Here is an 18,545-nt window from a genome sequence, read left to right on the forward strand (position 1 = left end):
CGATCGTCAGATCGCCTCTGCCTTCAGTTCGGCCTGCCAGTGCAGCACGCGATCCTTCAGGAGTGCGTTCCTGACATAGGCGCTCTCCTCATCCTCAAGACGCTCGCATTCGCCGAAGGGGCCTGCCTCGCCATGCGCGTTCCAGGCCGCCTGGAGGCCGCGGCAGGTGTGGCTGCCCTGGCGCAGCGAGAACCAGATGCGGTTCTGGATCGTCTCGAGGTTCGGCGCTTGGCCGACCCAGGCCTCGCCTGAGGCCGCGCAGCGGACGACGTAGATGCCCGCAACGGTCTTCCGCTCCTTGTAGGCTGCGATCGCTGCTTTCCGGTCGATGCTCACGGGGGATAGGACCTTGTTGAGGGATACCAATGTCGGCCTCAATAAGCCCGCTCCAGCCTGCAGTCAATATTATCCGGGTAAAATAATCTACGACCGCTGCAGGATCAGGTTGAGCTCCAGCTCCCGGAACGCGAGGTAATTCCTGCGCGTCCACTGGTGCAGCTCGGTGGAGTGGTCCTTCTCCTGGCGCAGATAGCCGGTGAAGGAGAAGCTGAGCCGGTCGATATAGGTCTTCAGGAACCCCGGCAGAGCCGGCAGGCGGAACAGCCGGCCGGTCGCCATCGCAGGCGGCAGCTCGCCGCGCACGACATATTCGTTGTCCACCGTGATCAGGTTCATCCGCGGGATCTGTCCGCGCAGCATCTCATGCGCGCGGGCCGAGACGCGGTCGGTGTCGGCGACGAACAGGATCTGCGGCGCGACATGGCGGCGCGCCGCTTCCTTGAGCAGGCCGATCTCTTCGGTCATCTTGAAGAACTCGTCGAAGGCGTGGAAGCCGAGGTCGATGACCTTGGCGAGCCCGTCGTCGACGATGACACGGTCCATCAGCTGCATCTTGCCGTAGGTGTCGATCACGTCGGCGGTCTCCGTGATCTTCGGCAAATAATCCAGCAGCGACGGCTCCTTCAGGTTGACGTCGAAGGCCGCGACGTTGCCGTTCTTGAGCAGCAGGAATTCGCTCAACAGCCGCGCCAGCAGGGTCTTGCCGACCTGCGGGCGGGGCGAGCAGATGATGTAGACCGGGGTCGCGGACATTGCAGGCTATTATTTGAGCGAACTTGTCGCCCAATCCAGCCGCATCAGCCCGGGCTCCGCAACTATTTTTCGGTGTTGCGGGTCGCCGGCTTCGAACCGACGATGTCGGTCAGGCGGATGCGGTCGAACTCGCTCCAGACATTGGCCAGCCAGTGCCGGACATAGCCGCGCAGCACGAACGAATAGTTCGCGGCCTCGTCGCTGATGCCCTTGTTGGCGACGAATTTCAGGAACGGGACGGAGGAAACCTCGACCTGCTCATAGGCCATCTCGTTGAGCTTGGGGATGGTCAGCTCGGTGGCGTCCTTGATGCGGTGGAAGTAGGAATTATAGGTCGCCTGGTCCCACTGGAAGAACTGGGTGTCGTTGATGAAGTTCTTGACCAGGAAATATTTCGCGCCGGTCATGAAGCCCGCGGTCTCGGCGATCTCCTCCAGCGAGGCGATCGAGGGTCCGAGGATATGGAACACCGCGAACGTGATCTGGCCGGCCTTGGCGGCGTCGAGGAAGCCGATGTCGCGCAGCGAGGCCAGCGCCGGCGAGAGCAGGCCGGCGCGGACGTCGATGACGGTGACCGAAGGGCTGACGGCGTTGAGCGTGTCGAAGATCTTCATCTGGTCCGACGTCGTCGTCATGTCGACGATCTCGGTGATGTCAGGGTGGAAACGCTTCAGGGTTCCGCGCGGCGATTCCGTGTCGAAGGCGCGCGTCGGCACGTTGTTGGCTGAGAAATAATCGAGCAGGGTGCGCGATACCGTGGTCTTGCCGACCCCGCCCTTGTCCGCGCCCACCACAACCACTGCCGGCTTTGCCATTGCTGTCCCCTAACGCGCGCCCCCGATCGCGAGGTCGCAATCGGCCGGGCCCCAAATCGATGTCCCAAAGGACGTCCCAAGTCTGCTGTTGGGCGCGAAGATGGCAGAAACAAGGGAGAATTCAATTCCTTGCGCCCCGGTTGCGGCAATTCCCGAGGTTTTTCCCGATCGGTGTCAAACCCGCCACGAACCGCGGCCGATCGCGTCGCTCAGTGACGGCCCCACGGTCCCATCGGATTGCCTGCCGGCGCGCCTGAGGGGCTCGGTGCGGGAACGGGCGGCGGGTTGGCCGGACCGGCTGCATCGCCCCATGGCCCCTGCGACAGCGGCGGCGGGTTATCCTGCGCCCCGGGTTGTTCCGTCTCGCGCTGGTCTGTCTCTTCAGTCGGGTCCGGCAGCGGACCGGGGTCATGGCCGCCGGCGAACTTGACCAGTGCGTCGACCCGGGACTGCACCGAGGGGTGGGTGGCAAACAGGTCGGCAAAGCCCTCGCGCGGATTGTCGACGCAGAGCTCCATCACCGCCGAGGTTGCGCCCGGCAGCTCGCCGCGATTTTCGATCTTGCGCAGCGCCGAGATCATGGCATCGGGGTCTTTCGTCAGTTCGACCGAGCCGGCGTCGGCGAGATATTCGCGCGAGCGCGACAGCGCGAGCTTCACCACCTGCGACATCAGCCAGGCCACCACGATCAGCACAACCGCGATGATGATGACGATCACCGCGCCGCCGCCGGAGCTCTTGCTGTCGCTCGACGAGGAGGACGAGCGTGACGATGACGAAGAGCCCGAGGACCACGAGCCGCCGGAGTTCCAGCTCAAGTTCGTGAACAGGCGGAAGAACAATTCGCCGAAGAAGCCGACCACGCCGGCGATGATGACGGCGACCACCATCAGCTGCACGTCGCCGTTCCTGATGTGGGTCAGCTCGTGGCCCAGCACCGCCTCGATCTCCTTGTCGTTCAGCGCGTTGAGAAGACCAGTGGTGACGGTGACCGAATATTGCCGCGGATTGAGGCCGGTCGCGAACGCGTTCAGCGCCGGGCTCTCCATGATCTTCAGCTTCGGCATGGTGATGCCGCGCGAGATGCAGAGATTTTCGAGCAGATTGTAGAGCCGCGGCTCCTCCTGGCGGGTGACGTCGTGGCCGCCAGTCACCGCATCGATCATCGACTGGTGGAAGAAATAGGCGATCACGACCCAGAGCGCCGTCACGATCGTCGCGACGGGCGCGGCGACTCTCAGATCCTTAAAGGCGTGGCTCAGGTAGAAGGCGACGGTCCGGTTGCTGTCGATCAGGACTTCGGCGACCAGCGCGCCGGCATAGACCAGCACGTAGACCAGCGCGAACAGGCCGGCGAGCAGCAGCATCGAACGAAACTTGTTCGAGGCGATGTGCGTGTAGAGACCGTACGCGGCCATGACTGCTTCCGTTTAATCACCCGTCATTCCGGGGCAGGCCGCAGGCCTGAACCCGGAATCCAGAGATTGGTGATCTCAAAGAGATTCCGGGTTCGATGCTTCGCATCGCCCCGGAATGACACCCTTCGGTGCGCTGAATCAGAACTTCACCTGCGGCGCAGCCTCGACCTCGGTGCGGCTGGCGCCGAGATCGAAGAAATCCTTCCTGGTGAAGCCGAACATGCCGGCGAACAGGGCGGCGGGCATCTGCTGGATGCCCGTGTTGTATTCCTGGACCGCGTTGTTGAAGAAGCGGCGGCTCGCCGCGATCTTGTTTTCGAGGTCGGAGAGCTCGGAGGCGAGCTGTTGGAAATTGGCGTTGGCCTTGAGGTCCGGATAGGCCTCCGACAGCGCGATCAGCCGGCCGAGCGCGCCGGAGAGCTGGGTCTCGGCCGCGGACACCTGCGCCGGCCCCTGCGCGGACATTGCCGAATTGCGCGCCTTGATGACGTCGTCGAGCGTGCCGCGCTCGTGCGAGGCATAGCCCTTCACGGTCTCGACCAGGTTCGGGACCAGGTCATGGCGCTGCTTGAGCTGTACGTCGATATCGGCAAAGGCCTGGCCGACGCGCTGGCTCAGCGCCACCAGGCGGTTGTAGGCACTGAAGGCCAGGAACACGAGGACGACGACAACGCCGAGAACGATCCAGCCGGTCGACATGGAGAACTCCTGAAGGGGGAAAGGCGGGCGCTAGGGTAGACCAAATTGGCGCAGAGCGAGAGCCCCGGCGCAGAGGGGAGGTAGGATTTGGTCGGACCGGGAGCCATCCGAGTTCAAGGCAAAGGCGCGGATCGAGTTAACTTTCGGCAATGACGGCATCGCCCCAGCGCCAGCGACGGGCGTTCGCGTAGGCGGCCTTGTCGCGGCGGGGGACCTTCGCGAGCTCAACGCCGCCCTCCGTGCAAAGCTTTGCCGTGATCTCGGCCTTGCCGACATCCGGCGGCGCCAGCACGCGCCGGGCGCGCGTGGCGGGCGGTGTGCGGGTCAGGGCGACGTAGATGAAGCGCTCGTCCTCGAACGGGACCTCGGCGCCCTTGATCTGGCGGTGGGCCTGCGAGCGCGGCAGGCGCTGGGAAAAATGGCACCAGTCGGGCGCGGCGAGCGGGCAGGGTTTTTCGTGCGGGCAGGGCGCGGCGACGTAGGCACCCGCTGCGATCAGCTGCTGGCGCAGCGCGAGGATGCGGGCGTAGCCGGCGGGCGTGCCGGGCTCGATCACCACCAGCGCGTGGCGGGCTTTGGACCACATGGCCTCCGCAAGCTTGCGCTGGTCGCTCTCGCCGAGCTCGCCGATGATGTAGCTGGCAACGACGAGATCGGCTTGCGAGACTTCAGTGAGGTTGCCGCCGGCATCGCCGGGCAGATAGCGGCACTCCGCCAGACGCGTGCTGTCGCGCGCGAGGTCAAGCGCGAGCCGGCTCAGCGTAGCGTTGGCGTCCAGAAGCGTGAAATCCTGCAGCGACGGGAATGCCTCGGCCGCGGCCCAGCTCGCGGTGCCGGGACCTGCGCCGACGTCGAGCAGGGTTTCCGGGGCGAGGTCAGGCGCGATCTCGATCAGCGCGTTCAGGCTCGCGGCCACCGCAGCGTAGGTCGCCGGCATGCGTGCGAGTGCATAGGCGAGCGCATCGGCCTCCGACTTGATCGTGCCGGAGCCGCCGCCTGAGCGATAGGTGGTGGAGATTTTCTGCGAGCGCTGTGCCGCATCGGTGCGCGAGAAGCCCTGCAGCTTGCCGTCGAGGGCCGCTTTCAGTTCGGCGGGGAGGGTGGGTGAGACCATGCTTGCCCACCGTCATTCCGGGGCGCGCGTAGCGCGAACCCGGAGTCCAGAGATTGTCGCGCGAGATTCCGGGTTCTCGCTGCGCGAGCCCCGGAATGACGCCAAGGATATCACGCCACGTTCTGGTCGAGAATGTCCACCGCCTCGGACAGGCTCACCGACACCAGCTGCGACACGCCGCGCTCGGCCATGGTGACGCCGAATAGCCGGTTCATCCGCGCCATCGTGATCGGGTTGTGCGTGATGATGATGAAGCGCGTGTCGGTCGAGCCGGTCATCTCGTGCAGCAGGTTGCAGTACCGTTCGACGTTGTGGTCGTCGAGCGGTGCGTCGACTTCGTCCAGCACGCAGATCGGCGAGGGGTTGGTCAAGAACACCGCGAAGATCAGCGCCATCGCGGTCAGCGCCTGCTCACCGCCCGAGAGCAGCGACAGCGTCTGCGGCTTCTTGCCCGGCGGCTTTGCGATGATCTCGAGACCGGCTTCGAGCGGATCGTCGCTCTCGATCAAATGCAGCGCGGCCTCGCCGCCGCCGAACAGCTCGACGAACAGACGCTTGAAGTGGTTGTTGACGACCTCGAACGAGGTCAGGAGCCGCTCGCGGGCTTCCTTGTTGAGGCTCTGGATGCCCTGGCGCAGCCGCTTGATGGCTTCGACCAGGTCGTCGCGTTCGGTGACGAGGCCGGTGTGCTGGGTCTCGACCTCGCGCAGCTCTTCCTCGGCGCGCAGGTTCACCGCGCCCAGGCGCTCGCGGTCGCGGCGCATCTTTTCGAGGTCTTCCTCGATGTCGTGCAGCGGCGGCAGCTCGGCGCCGGGCTCGATCTCGGCAAGGCCGGCAACCGCCTGCGGCTCGACCTCGAGCATGTCGCGGATCTCGCGCTCGATGTCGTCCAGCCGGCGCCGCGCGCCTTCCATGCGCTCCTCGGCGCGGGCGGTGGCCTCGCGCGAGCTGGAGAGGGCTTCGAGCGTCAGCTTGGCGACGCGGTCGGTCTCGGCCATCGCGGTCTCTGCGGAGGCGAGCGCGTCGGCGGCCATGCGGCGGTCGTTCTCGGCGTATTCGATCTCGGTGATCAGCGCGCTGCGCTTCTCGGCGAACACCTGCGGCGCGTTTTCGAGATCGCTGCGCTCGATCGTGAGTTCGGCGATACGGGCCTGGATGGTGTCGATGTGGGAGGCCGCGCTCTCCTTGCGGTTCGCCCACTCGGTGCGTTCGGCGAGGATCGCCTGCACGCGGCGGTCGGCAAGCTCGGCCTCGCGCGCCAGCGCCTGCGCCTCGGCGCGGACCTGGGCGGCCATGCGGCGATGAGCCTCGATGTCGCTGCGAACGGCGGCCAGACGAGTCTCGGTGTCTTCGCTCGACGGCAGCTCGGAGATGCCGGCCTCGGCGTATTCGTAGGCGGCTTCGGCTTCGGCGCGATCGGCGGCGAGACGGCTGTGCGCTTCCGACAGCGTCGCCTTGCGCGCGGCGTGGCGGCTGATCTCGCGCTCGGCGGTCGCATGGCGCTCGCGCGCGGCATTGAGCTCGCGCTGCGCAGCGCGCCAGGCTTCACGCGAAGCACCTTCAGTGCTCGCGGCCATCTGCAATTCGGACTCGGCATTCTCCAGCGCTTGGCGCTTGATCTGCGCGTCGATACGGGCCTGCTCCAGCTCGTTCTCGATGTCGACGAGGCGGGCACGCTCGGCGAGACGCCGAGCGGCACCGGTCGGGGCATGCGCCGCGGCGACAAAACCGTCCCAGCGCCAGACGTCGCCCTCGGGCGAGACCAGCCGCTGGCCGGTCTTGAGCTGCGAGACCAGCTCGGCGCCGCGCTCGCGCGGCACCACGCCGATCTGGGCGAGGCGGCGAGCCAGCTCGGCCGGCGCCTGCACATGGTTGGAGAGCGGAACGGCGCCTTCGGGCAGCTCCGGATCGCCTTCGGTGTGTCCGACATTGGTCCAGCGCATCGGCGCCGACGGGTCGATCGGCGCGTCGAGATCGTCGCCGAGCGCGGCGCCGATCGCCTTTTCAAAGCCCTTGTCGACGGTGATGCCGTCGATGATCGGCGGCCACAGATTCTTGGTCTCGCCGTTGAGGATCTTGGAGATCGTGCGCGCCTCGGTTTCCAGCCGCTGCGCGCGCTTGTCGGCTTCGACCAGCGGCGAGCGCGAGGATTCCAGCGTCTGGCGCGCCGCGACATGAGCGGCTTCACTCGCCTGCGCCGCGGCTTCCGAAGCAGCCAGCGTCTGCTCCGCGGTCTCGACCAGCGCGGTCAGCTCATCGAGATCGCCGAAGCCACCGGTCGCTTCAGTGAGCTTCTGCTCTTCGGCGGTGACGTTCGCGATCTCCTGGTCGAGCCGGGCGAGCTTGTCGCGGTGGGTGCGGACGTTGGCTTCGAGCTGGTTGCGCTTGGCGGTGAGGTCGGCGAGCGCGGTGGTGAGCTCGGCGAACTGCTGCTCGGTCTCGGTCAGCACCGCCTCGGCTTCGCCGACGCTCTCGTCGACGCCGGAGCGCTTCTCGACGCGCGACTTGATCTCTTCCTTCAGCTCGGCGTCTTCGGTGTCGAGCCGCTGCAGCGCGACGTCGGCGTCCATGGTTTGTTGTTGAGCACGGGAAATGTCGCCTTCGAACTGGGCGAGGCGGCGCTCGAGCTCGGCGACGCGCTCCTTCGCGCGCTCTTCCTCGCGGTCGAGCAGCTCGCGGGCATTGGTGAGGCGCTGCAGCCCGGCGGCGGCGCGCGCTTCGGCATCGCGCAGCGCCGGCATTTCGGCGGCGCGGATCGCCTGGATGCGGGCGGCTTCGGCCTGGTGCTGGGTGCGCTCGGCCATCTCGCGCACCGCGAGGTCATGGGTCTGGCCGGACTCGTTGACGTCGGCATGGGCGCCGATCCAGCGCAGGTGGAACAGGGTGGCTTCGGCCTTGCGGACCTTCGCGGCAACTTCGCGGTAGCGCACGGCCTGGCGAGCCTGCTTCTTCAGGCCTTCCATCTGGCCCGAGAGCTGGCCGATCACGTCCTCGACGCGGGTGAGGTTGGTTTCGGCGGCCTTCAGGCGCAGCTCGGCCTCGTGGCGGCGGGCATGCAGACCGGCGACGCCGGCGGCGTCTTCCAGCACGCGGCGGCGCTGCTCGGGCTTGGCCTGGATGATCTCGCCGATCTTGCCCTGGTGGACGAGGGCCGGCGAGCGCGCGCCGGTGGCGGCATCCGCGAACAGGATCTGCACGTCGCGGGCGCGCACGTCGCGGCCGTTGATGCGGTAGACCGAGCCGGCCTCGCGCTCGATGCGGCGGGAGATTTCGAGCAGCTGGCTGTCGTTCATCGCGGCCGGCGCGGTGCGATCGGCGTTGTCGATCGTCATCGTCACTTCGGCGTGGTTGCGCGCGGGACGGTTGCCGGAGCCGGCGAAGATCACCGCGTCCATGTCGGCGGCACGCAAGCTCTTGTACGACGTTTCACCCATCGCCCAGCGCAGCGCTTCGACGAGATTCGACTTGCCGCAGCCGTTGGGACCGACCACGCCGGTCAGGCCGGGCTCGATGACGAAGTCCGTGGGCTCAACGAAGGACTTGAAGCCGTGAAGTCGCAGGCGGGTGATTTTCATAAGCACGCATCTCTGTTGGCAGGCGCGAATCCCCCTGCCGGGACAATACCATGGAAGGCAATGTCGCTATCCGGGGCGAGTCGCGCGAGGCGCCTCATGCGGCTGGACAATGGCCGCGGTGCGCCGCGAGGGCAACCGGCGAAAACCGCTTTTCCCAAGGGATTTATGCCGGGAAAGATACGGCTTTCGAGATGCGAATCAGGATCTTGACGAGCGAATCAGCTCTTCAGCAGCGGGTTGATCTTCTTGGCGAACTCCTCGAACGAGGCCTCGCCCTTGATCTTCTCGCCGTTGATGAAGAAGGTCGGCGTCGAATCCACCTTCAACACGTCGCTGGCATATTTCTGGTCGGCGGCGATCTTGTCGAGCAGCGCCTGGTCCTTCAGGCAGGCTTCGACCTGCTGCTGGGTGAGGCCGGCCTGCTTGCCGATCCGCGTCAGGGTCTCGGTGGTGTTCTTCAACACCCAGTCGCTCTGCTGGCGGAACAGCATGTCGGTGACGGCGAAGTATTTCGGTGCGTCGTCCTTGGCGATGCAGCGCGACAGCATCGAGCCGGCGGCCGCTTTGATGTCGAGCGGGAACTCGCGGAAGATGTAACGCACCTTGCCGGTGTCGATGTACTCCGACTTGATCTTGGGGAACACCTGCTCGTTGAAGGCGGCGCAGTGCGGGCAGGTCATCGAGGCGTATTCGGTGATGGTGACGGCGGCGTCCTTCGGGCCGAGCGCCATGTCGGGCAGCGACACCGGCTTCGCCACATCGGCGGCAGATTGTGCCATCGCCCCGGAGATGAACCGCAGCGGCGAGAGCCCGGCGACCGCGGCAAGCCCGGTCAGCGACAGCATCGTGGTGAAGGCGCGGCGGGTGATGATCAAGGTCGGCTCCCGAATTGGCAAAGTGTCGCCCAAAGGATCGGGTCAAGGTTCCCGCCCGGGCGGCCTGTCGCTAGCTTGAAACGTCGCTTGAGGCAATGGCGGGCCGCAAGGACGGGTCCAGATTGCCCGCGAAATGAGGCTCAATTTCGCTTGATGGCGGCCCCGAGCCGCGCCAGCGCCGACTTCAATTCTTCATCTTCGATGTCGGTCAGGCTCTCGGCCACTTTGGCGACCGCCTTGGGGTCCGGCGGGCCGGGCCGCTTCCGGGTCCGGGGCCGCGACAGGGGGGCCTGGCGGAAGGCCAGCTTGCCGACCGCGCTCCAGCCGAAGAAGCGGTTGACCCGCTCCAGGATCACGTCGGCCGAGTGCTGGATCTCCAGCGCCATCGGTCCCTCGACCCGCAGTACCAGCGTCGCCGGCTCCTGCGGCTGGCCCTCGACCGGCCGGGGCCATTGCATCTTGAGCGGCTCGGCATGGGCCGCGATCTCGGGTCCCGCGATCTGCGCCCACCGCGTCACCAGCTCACGGGCGGCAAAGCCCTGCTTGGCATAGGCCTCGGCAAAGACGTCGTTGAGCAGGATCCCGAGCGGTTTTGCGCTGATGGGACCGGGCTTGAAGATGGGACCGGATTTGGACATGGGGAGCCTTATAGCATTGCGGGCGGGCGACCACGAAGAAAGACGTGGATGCCCGCGACCAGCGCGGGCATGACGTGGAGAGATCGGCGTGGGGCCGTTACAGTGAGCGCATGAGCCGCAGATCCGCCCTGAACGTGAAGTCGGAACCAGTTCGACCGGAGACCTCATCGCGTCCGACGCTGCTCCTCCAATGGTACGACCGCCATCGCCGCCGCTTGCCCTGGCGCGCCGCACCCGGCGAGGCGTCGGATCCCTATCGCGTCTGGCTGTCCGAGATCATGCTGCAGCAGACCACGGTGAAGGCGGTCGGGCCCTATTTCGAAAAATTCGTCGCGCGCTGGCCTGACGTCACGGCGCTCGGGCGTGCTTCGCTCGACGACGTGCTGCGGATGTGGGCCGGGCTCGGCTATTATTCGCGTGCGCGCAATCTCTACGCCTGCGCGGTCGCGGTGACGCGCGAGCATGGCGGCACCTTTCCCGATACCGAGGAGGGCCTGCGCGCGCTGCCGGGGATCGGACCCTACACGGCGGCGGCGATTGCGGCGATCGCGTTCGATCGCCACACCATGCCGGTCGACGGCAACATCGAGCGCGTGGTGTCGCGGCTCTTTGCCGTTGAAGACGAGCTCCCGCAGGCAAAGCCGCTGATCCAGCAGTTGGCGGCGACGCTGCTCGCCAACTCGCGCGCCGGCGACAGCGCTCAGGCGCTGATGGATCTCGGCGCCTCGATCTGCACGCCGAAGAAGCCGGCCTGCTCGCTGTGCCCGTTCATTGAGGATTGCACGGCGCGCGCGCAAGGCACCCAGGAGACGTTTCCGCGCAAGGCACCGAAGAAGAGCGGAGCGCTGCGGCGGGGCGCAGCCTTCGTGGTGACGCGCGGTGACGAGGTGCTCGTCCGCTCAAGACCCGAGAAGGGCCTGCTCGGCGGCATGACGGAAGTCCCGGGCTCGGACTGGCTCGCCGGACAAGAGGATGTGACGGCGAAGCAGCAGGCGCCGGAACTGAAGGGGCTGTCGCGCTGGCAGCGCAAGGTAGGCGTCGTCACCCACGTCTTCACGCATTTTCCGCTGGAGCTGGTGGTCTACACCGCGAAGGCCGAAGCCCGCACCCGCGCGCCCGCAGGCATGCGCTGGGCGCCGATCGCGACGCTTGCCGACGAAGCGCTGCCCAACGTCATGCGCAAGGTGATTGCGCACGCGCTGGATCTTTCGTCGGGCGCATCCTCCTGACAGCACGTTGGCAGCAGCGTTAAGCTATCAGGGCGCGACACGGAGGCTGCCAATGGTCAAAACCGCGCTCGACAATTTTCCAAGGCCGCCTTGCGCCGAGCTGCTCGGATGGCGCCTGCTCGATGCTCGCCCCGAGGAGGGCTGGATCAGGCTCGGCTTCGAGGGCAAACCTGAGTTCTGCAATCCGGCGGGCTTCATCCAGGGCGGCATGCTTTCGGCCATGCTCGACGATACCATGGGTCCCGCCGTGCTGGTGATGAGCGAGGGACGGCTCTACACGACGACGATCAGCATGACGGTGAATTTTCTGGCGCCTGCGAAGCCCGGGCCGATCATCGGCGAGGCCAAGGTCACGCAGCTCGGCAAGACGATTGCGTTTGTCGAGGCCAAGCTGATGGCGGAGGACGGCACGGTGCTCGCGACCGCAAGCGCGAGTGAGCGGTTGCTGGAGGCGGCGAGGGTGGCGATGAAGTGAGGCGGGCACTGGTCTAGCACCGCACTCCCTCTTCCTTCTCCCCTTGCGGGAGAAGGTGGCGCGAAGCGCCGGATGAGGGGTATGTCTCCGCGAATTCAGTTGTGAGAGGCGAACGGGCGGAGAGACACCCCTCACCCAAACGAGCCTGCGTCGACCAGCGTCGCGGCCCTCTCCCGCAAGGGGCGAGGGCACGTCAACGTGCATCTCGCCTCGGGCGAAAATTCACACCCTCGCGCGCGCGTCCTTGCTCACGATCGGCGGCTTTGCATTCAGCGCCTCGACCTGGAAGCCTGCGACGCGCTTGTAGTTCGCGGCGATGTCTTCCAGCTCCTGTTGCGAGAGCACGTCGGTTACCACCTTGTAGCCGTCGGGCGCGCGCTCCTCGACGAGCTGCATCACCTGCTCGGGGCCGTTCTTGCGGTTGAGCAGGACGAGGTCGGTGGTCGCGGGCCGGCGTTCGGCTTCATAGGCGAGCAAGGCCGCTTGCGTCGGGCCGTGCGCCAGGATCTCGCGGGTGATGACGCGCGCATCGAGGATCGCCTGCGAGGCGCCGTTGGAGCCGATCGGATACATCGGATGCGCGGCATCGCCCATCAGCGTGATGCGGCCGAAGGTCCATTGCGACACCGGATCGCGGTCGACCAGCGGATATTCATAGGCGTGCGGGCAGTTCCTGATGAGGCCGGGCACGTCGAGCCAATCGAACTGCCAGCTCTCGAACCAGGGCAGGAATTCTTCGAGCCGCGCCGTGCGGTTATAGTCCTCGCGCCGCCACTGATAGGTCGGCGGCATGTGGCGCTCGGCGACCCAGTTGATCAGGTGGTTGCCTGCCGCATCCGGCTCCTTCGAGATCGGATAGCAGACGAATTTCAGGATCTCGTGCCCGGCCATGATCATGGTGCGGCCGGTCAGGAAGGCCTTTGCCGGCGTGACGCCGCGCCAGAGGATGCGGCCGTTCCAGATCGGCGGGCCTTCGTTCGGATAGAGCTTTTCTCGTGCGGCGGAATGGATGCCGTCGGCGGCGATCAGGATCGCGCCTTCGTAGGTCCCTGCGGCCTTGCCGGGCGCCTTGTCGATGAAGTCGGCGCGGACGCCGTTCGCCGTTTCGGTCCATCTGGTCAGATGATGGCTGGTCAGGATGTTGTCGCCGCCGAGCCGCTCGACCGCGGTGTCAAGCAGGATCTGCTGCAGCGTGCCGCGATGAATCGAGAATTGCGGCCATTTATAGCCGGCCTCCAGCCCGCGCGGCTCGCTCCAGATCGGCTTGCCGTGCTTGGAGAAATAGGCGAGCTCGCGCGTGCGCACGCCGCTGGCATCCAGCTTGTCCATCAGACCGAGCTCGATCAGCTCGCGCACCGCATGCGGCAGCACGTTGATGCCGACGCCGAGCGGCTTCAGTTCCGCGACGCTCTCGAACACTTTTACGGGAACGCCGATTTGATGCAGGCTGAGCGCAAGCGTCAGCCCGCCGATGCCGCCACCGGCGATGAGTACCGTCATGCCAAGACCCCTCCAATTGCAGGCGTCTTGGCACAGGCGGGCGGATGTGGGCAACAGCGAAGAGGATGTCGTGCTATGGACCTGGGTGCCGGCAGCGGGTATTTTCCAATTTTCCCATGAGGTCCGACATGCTCAAGCTCTACTACGCCACCGGCACCTGCGCGCTCGCCACCTACATGACCCTGGAGGAGGCCGGCGCCGACTACACCGCCGAACGGCTGAGCTTCAAGGACAACCAGCAGAACAGCCCGGACTATCTCGCCATCAATCCGAAGGGCCGGGTGCCGGCCCTGGTGACCGACCGCGGCGTCCTGACCGAGACGCCGGCGATGCTGGCCTATATCGCGCAGACCTTCCCCAAGGCGAAGCTTGCGCCGCTGGACGATCCCTTCGACTTCGCCCAGGTGCAGTCGTTCAACTCCTATCTCTGCTCGACCGTGCATATCAACCACGCCCACAAGATGCGCGGCGCGCGCTGGGCGACGGAGGAGAGTTCGTTTGCCGATATGAAGGCGATGGTGCCGAAGACCATGGCCGCCTGCTTCAAGCTCATCGAGCAGAAGATGTTCAAAGGTCCCTGGGTGATGGGCGATCAGTTCACGATCTGCGATCCCTATCTTCACACGCTCTCGAACTGGCTCGAAGGCGACAGCGTCGACATCAACGCCACGCCCAAGATCGCTGAGCATTTCAAGCGCATGTCCGACCGCCCGGCGATACGCAAGGTGATGGACGCGCAGAAGGCGTAATAGCCCGGCTCTTGTAGGGTGGGCAAAGGCGCGAAGCGCCGTGCCCACGATCTTTCTAGACAACGGCGGGATGGTGGGCACGCTTCGCTTTGCCCACCCTACGGGAGCTAATCCGCCTTACGAAGACTTCCTCTCCAACCCCCGTCCCGTCTCCAGCATCAGCCGGCGCAGCCAGATCGAGCCCGGGTCCATCTGCGCCCGCGTCGGATGGAACATGAACTGCTCGTCGATCCCGGGGTCGAGCGGCGGCGTCACCGTGACGAGCCCGAGCTGCTTCGACAGCGCCGCGATCAGCCGGCGCGGCACGAAGGCGACGAGGTCGGTGCGGGCGGCGACATGCAGCGCCTCGAGATAGCCTGACACGACCAGCGAGATGTGCCGTTCGATGCCTTTGGCGCGCAGCCAAGTGTCGATCAGATCCTCGGGCTGGCCGCGAATGATCACGCCGATATGGCGCGCGGCCAGGAATGTCTCGCGCCGCTTCAGCTTCGCGGCGATCGGATGGCCGCGCCGCACAGCCAACGCGTCGCTGTCGGTGTAGAGCAGCTGGCGGTGAAACCCCTTGAAGGCATTGCCGATCGAGATCACGAGGTCGATGGTGCGGGCGAACTCGGCGTGGAAGATCGCAGGTCCCCGCCACGGCACCACGTCGATGCGGACGTTGGGCGCAAAGCGCGTGACCTTCTCCATCAAAGGCGGCATCAACAGCTCGACCGCGAGATCTGGCATCATCAGGCGGAACTGCCGCTCGCTGCGCGCGGCGTCGAAGTCCTCAGGCACGAACAGCCCGCGGACCTGGTCGAGCGCCTGCGCCAGCGGCGCGCGCAGGGCCTGCGCCCGCGGCGTCAGCTCCATCCGCGCGCCGGTCCGTACCAGCAGCGGATCGCCGAAAATGTCGCGCAGGCGTTGCAGTGCGTGGCTCGTCGCCGGCTGTGACAGGCCAATCCTCATGGCCGCGCGGCTGACATTGGCCTCGCGCAGCAGCGCGTCCAGTGCGGTCAACAGGTTGAGGTCAAGCGAATTCAAATTCATCAGGCGAATAGATATCATATTCTCTATCGATTTGAAGAATGCCGATCGCCCGACGATGATCTCTGCGTTGCCATGACAAGGAGATGCCGCCATGAGCGCTGCCGCCAACAAGAAACTGATGCAGGATATCTTTGCCGCCGCCGCAAACCCCGATCCGGCCGCGCGCGACCGCGCCCTGTTCACCGCAAGCCTCGCCGACGATGCCAGATGGGTCGTGACCGGCCAGTATTCCTGGTCGCGCACCTTCGCCGGCAAGGAGGCGATCCTCAACGACCTGCACGGCTACGTGCGCACCCGCCTGCGCGACCGGACGCGCACCGTGGCTCACCGCTTCATCGCCGATGGCGACATCGTCGTGGTGGAAGCCAAGGGCGACAACGTCACGCCCGAGGGCGTGCGTTATGACAACGATTATTGCCTGGTGTTCCAACTCGAGGAGGGCAAGATCAAGGAGATCCGCGAGTATTGCGACTCGGTGCTGACCGAGAAGGCGCTCGGTCTGTTTCCGCAAGCACCGGTGAGGGCCGCGAGCTGAGCGGATTGGACGACGTCGCGTCCACCGACCGATCCCGTCCGCCACAGCCCGCGATGCTCATGCGGGTCTGGTGGAGGCTGGTGGATCTCATGGGTATCAGGCGGGAGCGGTCCCGGGCCCGATGCCAGCTCGAGGCCATGACCGAACGGGAGCTGCAGGATTGCGGCATGACCCGGTCGGAGATTGCCTACGAGCTGCGTGGGTCCCGCCGCCGAAAATGAAGCGCGGACCGGCCATGGAAAGCGTGTGCCGGTCCCGGTCGGGCCGGCCGCCTGCAGGTTGGAGAGCGCACCGGCCAAAGTGACGCAGGCGACCGCCGAACCAACGCTCTTTGGGAGCCCGATGCGACGATCTGCCCGCGGCTGCAGGGCCATGCGCCAAAGCCCTTGCGCAACTGCCGATAAAATCAGCAGATTTTGTATGAGCCCGGGCGCGCTTGCGCGAAAAATCAGAAGGTTCAATTAACGAGTGTCCCCCATTGTGTCGCGGTGCAGCGTGGGTCGCAAGGACGCGACGCGCGGCTGCCAGGGTGGCCGATGACGATCCTCGAACGGGTTCGGCCGCTCGAAGTCGCATGCATCTGGTGGACAGTGGGAATGCCGAAATTTCGTTTGCGGATCAGGGGACGCCTGTACGCAGGCTTCATGGCCCTGGTGGCGGTTGGTCTCGTGATGGCCGTGGTTGCCGTCTGGAATTTGCGGGCCGTGCAGGATCAGGTCGCAAAGCAATCGGCGCTATCGGACAGCACCGCGCGGGTGCTGGAGATATCGACCCACCTTCAGGCGATCCAGCGGGCCAATCTGCGCTACATCTACGACGCCAGCGAGCCTGCGATGAAGGAGGCTTCGGAACGGGAAACCGCGGCGACCGAGCTGTTGAAGGTCGGGTCGCAAGGGACGGCCTCCGAGGAGCGGCGCAAGCTTTACGAAGATCTCATCACCGACATCGCCAGGATGCGGAGCCTGCGTGACAATCTCGGGGACGCCGTCAACGAGGCGCGAACCGGCAAGGCGACGCTGCTGCCGAGTGGTGACGAACTGACCGTCAAGATGGGCAAGCTGGTCGATGTGGCCCGCGCGGCCGTCGATGAGGACACAGCGGCGCTCGTCGCGGACCTCGAATCCAGGCTGCTCCAGGTTCAGATCGCCAACTGGCGTTTCCTGGCGCTGCGCGACACCAAGGGGCCAGCCAACTTCAGGACCAATGTGGACAGGGCGATGCAGCGCCTTTCGGCGCTCGAAAAGAGCCCGCAGGCGACCGAGCTGCGCACCACGCTCGCCCCGGTGAAGACCTCGCTCGGCATCTACAAATCGGCGTTCGAGACCACCTCCGCGGCGATGCTCCAGGCCGACGAGATCTACCACAAGAACCTCGCCCCCCTCATCGTCGAGAGCATCGGCAAGCTCAAGGTCGCGGAAACCACGCTGAAGAAGGACTACAAGGCGTCGCGCTCCGCCGCCGAAGCCGTGATCGAGGGCACGACATCGGTGCAGATGATCGCGGGCGGCCTCGCCGTCCTGTTCGGACTGATCGTCGCCTTCCTGATCGCCCGCAGCATCGTCGGTCCATTGACCTCGATGACGCGCGCGATGGGGCTGCTCGCCGGTGGCGATCTCAAGGTCGAGATCCCCGGCCGCGGCAAGACCGACGAGATCGGCGACATGGCCAAGGCGATCGAGGTGTTCAAGGACAACATGGTCGACACCGAGCGCCTGCGCCACGAGCAGGTCGAGGTCGAGGCCCGGCAGGCCGAGAGCCGCAAGGCTGACATGGTCAGGCTCGCAGACCAGTTCGAGCAGGCTGTGGGCGAGATCGTGAACACCGTGTCGTCGGCCTCGAACGAGCTCGAAGCCTCCGCCGGGACGCTGACGGCGACCGCCTCGCGTGCCCAGGATATCTCCACCGAGGTGGCGTCCGCTTCCCAGGAAGCCACGGCCAATGTGCAGGCCGTTGCCTCCGCGACCGAGCAGCTGTCCTCGTCAGTCTCCGAGATCGCCCGCCAGGTGCAGGAATCCGCCCGCATCGCCAGCGAAGCCGTCGGGCAGGCGAGCCGGACCAACGAGCGCGTCGGCGAGCTGTCCAAGGCCGCCGCCCGCATCGGCGACGTGGTCGAGCTGATCAACACCATCGCCGGCCAGACCAATCTCCTCGCGCTGAACGCGACCATCGAAGCTGCGCGCGCCGGCGAAGCCGGTCGCGGCTTCGCCGTGGTCGCCTCCGAGGTCAAGGCGCTCGCCGAGCAGACCGCGAAGGCGACCGGCGAGATCGGCCAGCAGATTTCCAGCATCCAGGCCGCTACCGAGCAGTCGGTCGGCTCGATCCGGGAAATCAGCGGCACCATCGAGCGGCTGTCGGAGATCTCGTCGACGGTCGCGGCCGCGGTGGAGCAGCAGGGCGCGGCGACGCAGGAGATCTCCCGCAACGTCCAGCAGGCCGCGCACGGCACCCAGCGCGTCTCGACCAACATCGGCGACGTGCAGCGCGGCGCGTCCGAGACCGGCTCGGCCTCCTCGCAGGTGCTCTCGGCGGCGCGCTCGCTGTCGGCGGACAGCAACCGGCTGAAGCAGGAAGTCGCGAACTTCCTGAACTCGGTCCACGCCGCCTGACGTCTCAAAGCCAAAGGTCCACGCGCATGCGCGTGGACCTGAAGCGATGCTGTGGCTTGATCAGGCCGCCAATGCTGTGCCGCCAGTGCCCAACTCTTGTTCATCCGAGCAGACGACGGGGATGCCTTCGTCGGCTTCTCCGTATTCGACACCGGTAAAATACAGCCTCAATTAACACTTGTTCCGCACTGTA

17 protein-coding genes are annotated in these 18,545 nt (G+C 66.0%); 6 read left to right on the plus strand and 11 right to left on the minus strand.

Annotated features, from left to right (window positions below; genetic code table 11):
• Positions 1–6: 6 nt before the first annotated feature.
• The 9 genes from QA649_RS10775 to QA649_RS10815 form a co-directional block, all read right to left on the minus strand.
• Positions 7–336, minus strand: coding sequence for a GIY-YIG nuclease family protein (locus tag QA649_RS10775; protein WP_283024151.1), 330 nt, complete (start codon positions 334–336; stop codon positions 7–9).
• An 87-nt stretch (positions 337–423) separates the two neighbouring features.
• Positions 424–1,092 carry a hypothetical protein gene (locus QA649_RS10780; RefSeq protein WP_283024152.1) on the minus strand — a complete coding sequence of 223 codons (669 nt, stop codon included), beginning with the start codon at positions 1,090–1,092 and terminating at the stop codon, positions 424–426.
• 62 nt (positions 1,093–1,154) lie between these two features.
• Complete coding sequence (locus QA649_RS10785; protein ID WP_018648829.1) at positions 1,155–1,907, minus strand: hypothetical protein; 753 nt, start codon at positions 1,905–1,907, stop codon at positions 1,155–1,157.
• Between the two features lie 209 nt (positions 1,908–2,116).
• A complete protein-coding gene (locus QA649_RS10790; protein ID WP_283024153.1) occupies positions 2,117–3,325 on the minus strand; it encodes a M48 family metallopeptidase in 1,209 nt (402 codons plus the stop codon).
• A 138-nt stretch (positions 3,326–3,463) separates the two neighbouring features.
• Positions 3,464–4,024, minus strand: coding sequence for a LemA family protein (locus QA649_RS10795; RefSeq protein WP_260385569.1), 561 nt, complete (start codon positions 4,022–4,024; stop codon positions 3,464–3,466).
• A gap of 136 nt (positions 4,025–4,160) precedes the next feature.
• Positions 4,161–5,138, minus strand: a complete 978-nt coding sequence (locus QA649_RS10800; protein WP_283024154.1) for a small ribosomal subunit Rsm22 family protein — start codon at positions 5,136–5,138, stop codon at positions 4,161–4,163.
• A gap of 110 nt (positions 5,139–5,248) precedes the next feature.
• Entirely contained in the window at positions 5,249–8,713 is a 3,465-nt protein-coding gene (smc, locus tag QA649_RS10805; protein ID WP_283024155.1) for a chromosome segregation protein SMC, read from the minus strand.
• 218 nt (positions 8,714–8,931) lie between these two features.
• Positions 8,932–9,588 carry a DsbA family protein gene (locus tag QA649_RS10810; protein WP_283024156.1) on the minus strand — a complete coding sequence of 219 codons (657 nt, stop codon included), beginning with the start codon at positions 9,586–9,588 and terminating at the stop codon, positions 8,932–8,934.
• 140 nt (positions 9,589–9,728) lie between these two features.
• Positions 9,729–10,226 (minus strand): DciA family protein, encoded by a 498-nt coding sequence (locus QA649_RS10815; RefSeq protein ID WP_283024157.1) that lies wholly within the window; start codon positions 10,224–10,226, stop codon positions 9,729–9,731.
• A gap of 110 nt (positions 10,227–10,336) precedes the next feature.
• On the opposite strand from QA649_RS10815, the gene mutY reads away from it, so the two are divergent.
• Positions 10,337–11,455 carry an A/G-specific adenine glycosylase gene (gene mutY, locus QA649_RS10820; RefSeq protein WP_283024158.1) on the plus strand — a complete coding sequence of 373 codons (1,119 nt, stop codon included), beginning with the start codon at positions 10,337–10,339 and terminating at the stop codon, positions 11,453–11,455.
• Between the two features lie 52 nt (positions 11,456–11,507).
• A complete protein-coding gene (locus QA649_RS10825) occupies positions 11,508–11,930 on the plus strand; it encodes a PaaI family thioesterase (protein ID WP_283024159.1) in 423 nt (140 codons plus the stop codon).
• Between the two features lie 222 nt (positions 11,931–12,152).
• Here QA649_RS10825 and QA649_RS10830 read toward each other — a convergent pair whose 3' ends face one another.
• Positions 12,153–13,430 (minus strand): flavin-dependent oxidoreductase, encoded by a 1,278-nt coding sequence (locus QA649_RS10830; protein ID WP_283024160.1) that lies wholly within the window; start codon positions 13,428–13,430, stop codon positions 12,153–12,155.
• Positions 13,431–13,558: 128 nt separating this feature from the next.
• On the opposite strand from QA649_RS10830, the gene QA649_RS10835 reads away from it, so the two are divergent.
• Entirely contained in the window at positions 13,559–14,179 is a 621-nt protein-coding gene (locus tag QA649_RS10835) for a glutathione S-transferase family protein (protein WP_283024161.1), read from the plus strand.
• Positions 14,180–14,296: 117 nt separating this feature from the next.
• Here QA649_RS10835 and QA649_RS10840 read toward each other — a convergent pair whose 3' ends face one another.
• Positions 14,297–15,211, minus strand: a complete 915-nt coding sequence (locus QA649_RS10840) for a LysR family transcriptional regulator (protein ID WP_283024162.1) — start codon at positions 15,209–15,211, stop codon at positions 14,297–14,299.
• 91 nt (positions 15,212–15,302) lie between these two features.
• Here QA649_RS10840 and QA649_RS10845 point away from each other — a divergent pair, with 91 nt between their 5' ends.
• The 3 genes from QA649_RS10845 to QA649_RS10850 all read left to right on the plus strand — a co-directional run bounded on the left by QA649_RS10845 (position 15,303) and on the right by QA649_RS10850 (position 18,352).
• Positions 15,303–15,746: a nuclear transport factor 2 family protein gene (locus tag QA649_RS10845; RefSeq protein ID WP_283024163.1), complete on the plus strand. Its 444-nt coding sequence runs from the start codon at positions 15,303–15,305 to the stop codon at positions 15,744–15,746.
• Positions 15,747–15,835: 89 nt separating this feature from the next.
• Positions 15,836–15,967 (plus strand): DUF1127 domain-containing protein, encoded by a 132-nt coding sequence (locus QA649_RS42940; RefSeq protein WP_349254078.1) that lies wholly within the window; start codon positions 15,836–15,838, stop codon positions 15,965–15,967.
• 375 nt (positions 15,968–16,342) lie between these two features.
• Complete coding sequence (locus QA649_RS10850; protein ID WP_283024164.1) at positions 16,343–18,352, plus strand: methyl-accepting chemotaxis protein; 2,010 nt, start codon at positions 16,343–16,345, stop codon at positions 18,350–18,352.
• The last annotated feature ends 193 nt before the right edge of the window (positions 18,353–18,545 follow it).

This window comes from Bradyrhizobium sp. CB1717 (assembly GCF_029714325.1).
Taxonomy (GTDB): domain Bacteria; phylum Pseudomonadota; class Alphaproteobacteria; order Rhizobiales; family Xanthobacteraceae; genus Bradyrhizobium.

What these genes read in the sequence shown, in the direction of transcription:
- QA649_RS10780 (WP_283024152.1), bottom strand. Translation starts at nt 1,092, where the DNA reads ATGTCCGCGACCCCGGTCTACATCATCTGCTCGCCCCGCCCGCAGGTC.
- QA649_RS10785 (WP_018648829.1), bottom strand. Translation starts at nt 1,907, where the DNA reads ATGGCAAAGCCGGCAGTGGTTGTGGTGGGCGCGGACAAGGGCGGGGTC.
- QA649_RS10790 (WP_283024153.1), bottom strand. Translation starts at nt 3,325, where the DNA reads ATGGCCGCGTACGGTCTCTACACGCACATCGCCTCGAACAAGTTTCGT.
- QA649_RS10795 (WP_260385569.1), bottom strand. Translation starts at nt 4,024, where the DNA reads ATGTCGACCGGCTGGATCGTTCTCGGCGTTGTCGTCGTCCTCGTGTTC.
- QA649_RS10800 (WP_283024154.1), bottom strand. Translation starts at nt 5,138, where the DNA reads ATGGTCTCACCCACCCTCCCCGCCGAACTGAAAGCGGCCCTCGACGGC.
- smc (WP_283024155.1), bottom strand. Translation starts at nt 8,713, where the DNA reads ATGAAAATCACCCGCCTGCGACTTCACGGCTTCAAGTCCTTCGTTGAG.
- QA649_RS10815 (WP_283024157.1), bottom strand. Translation starts at nt 10,226, where the DNA reads ATGTCCAAATCCGGTCCCATCTTCAAGCCCGGTCCCATCAGCGCAAAA.
- mutY (WP_283024158.1), top strand. Translation starts at nt 10,337, where the DNA reads ATGAGCCGCAGATCCGCCCTGAACGTGAAGTCGGAACCAGTTCGACCG.
- QA649_RS10825 (WP_283024159.1), top strand. Translation starts at nt 11,508, where the DNA reads ATGGTCAAAACCGCGCTCGACAATTTTCCAAGGCCGCCTTGCGCCGAG.
- QA649_RS10830 (WP_283024160.1), bottom strand. Translation starts at nt 13,430, where the DNA reads ATGACGGTACTCATCGCCGGTGGCGGCATCGGCGGGCTGACGCTTGCG.
- QA649_RS10835 (WP_283024161.1), top strand. Translation starts at nt 13,559, where the DNA reads ATGCTCAAGCTCTACTACGCCACCGGCACCTGCGCGCTCGCCACCTAC.
- QA649_RS10840 (WP_283024162.1), bottom strand. Translation starts at nt 15,211, where the DNA reads ATGAATTTGAATTCGCTTGACCTCAACCTGTTGACCGCACTGGACGCG.
- QA649_RS10845 (WP_283024163.1), top strand. Translation starts at nt 15,303, where the DNA reads ATGAGCGCTGCCGCCAACAAGAAACTGATGCAGGATATCTTTGCCGCC.
- QA649_RS42940 (WP_349254078.1), top strand. Translation starts at nt 15,836, where the DNA reads ATGGGTATCAGGCGGGAGCGGTCCCGGGCCCGATGCCAGCTCGAGGCC.
- QA649_RS10850 (WP_283024164.1), top strand. Translation starts at nt 16,343, where the DNA reads ATGCCGAAATTTCGTTTGCGGATCAGGGGACGCCTGTACGCAGGCTTC.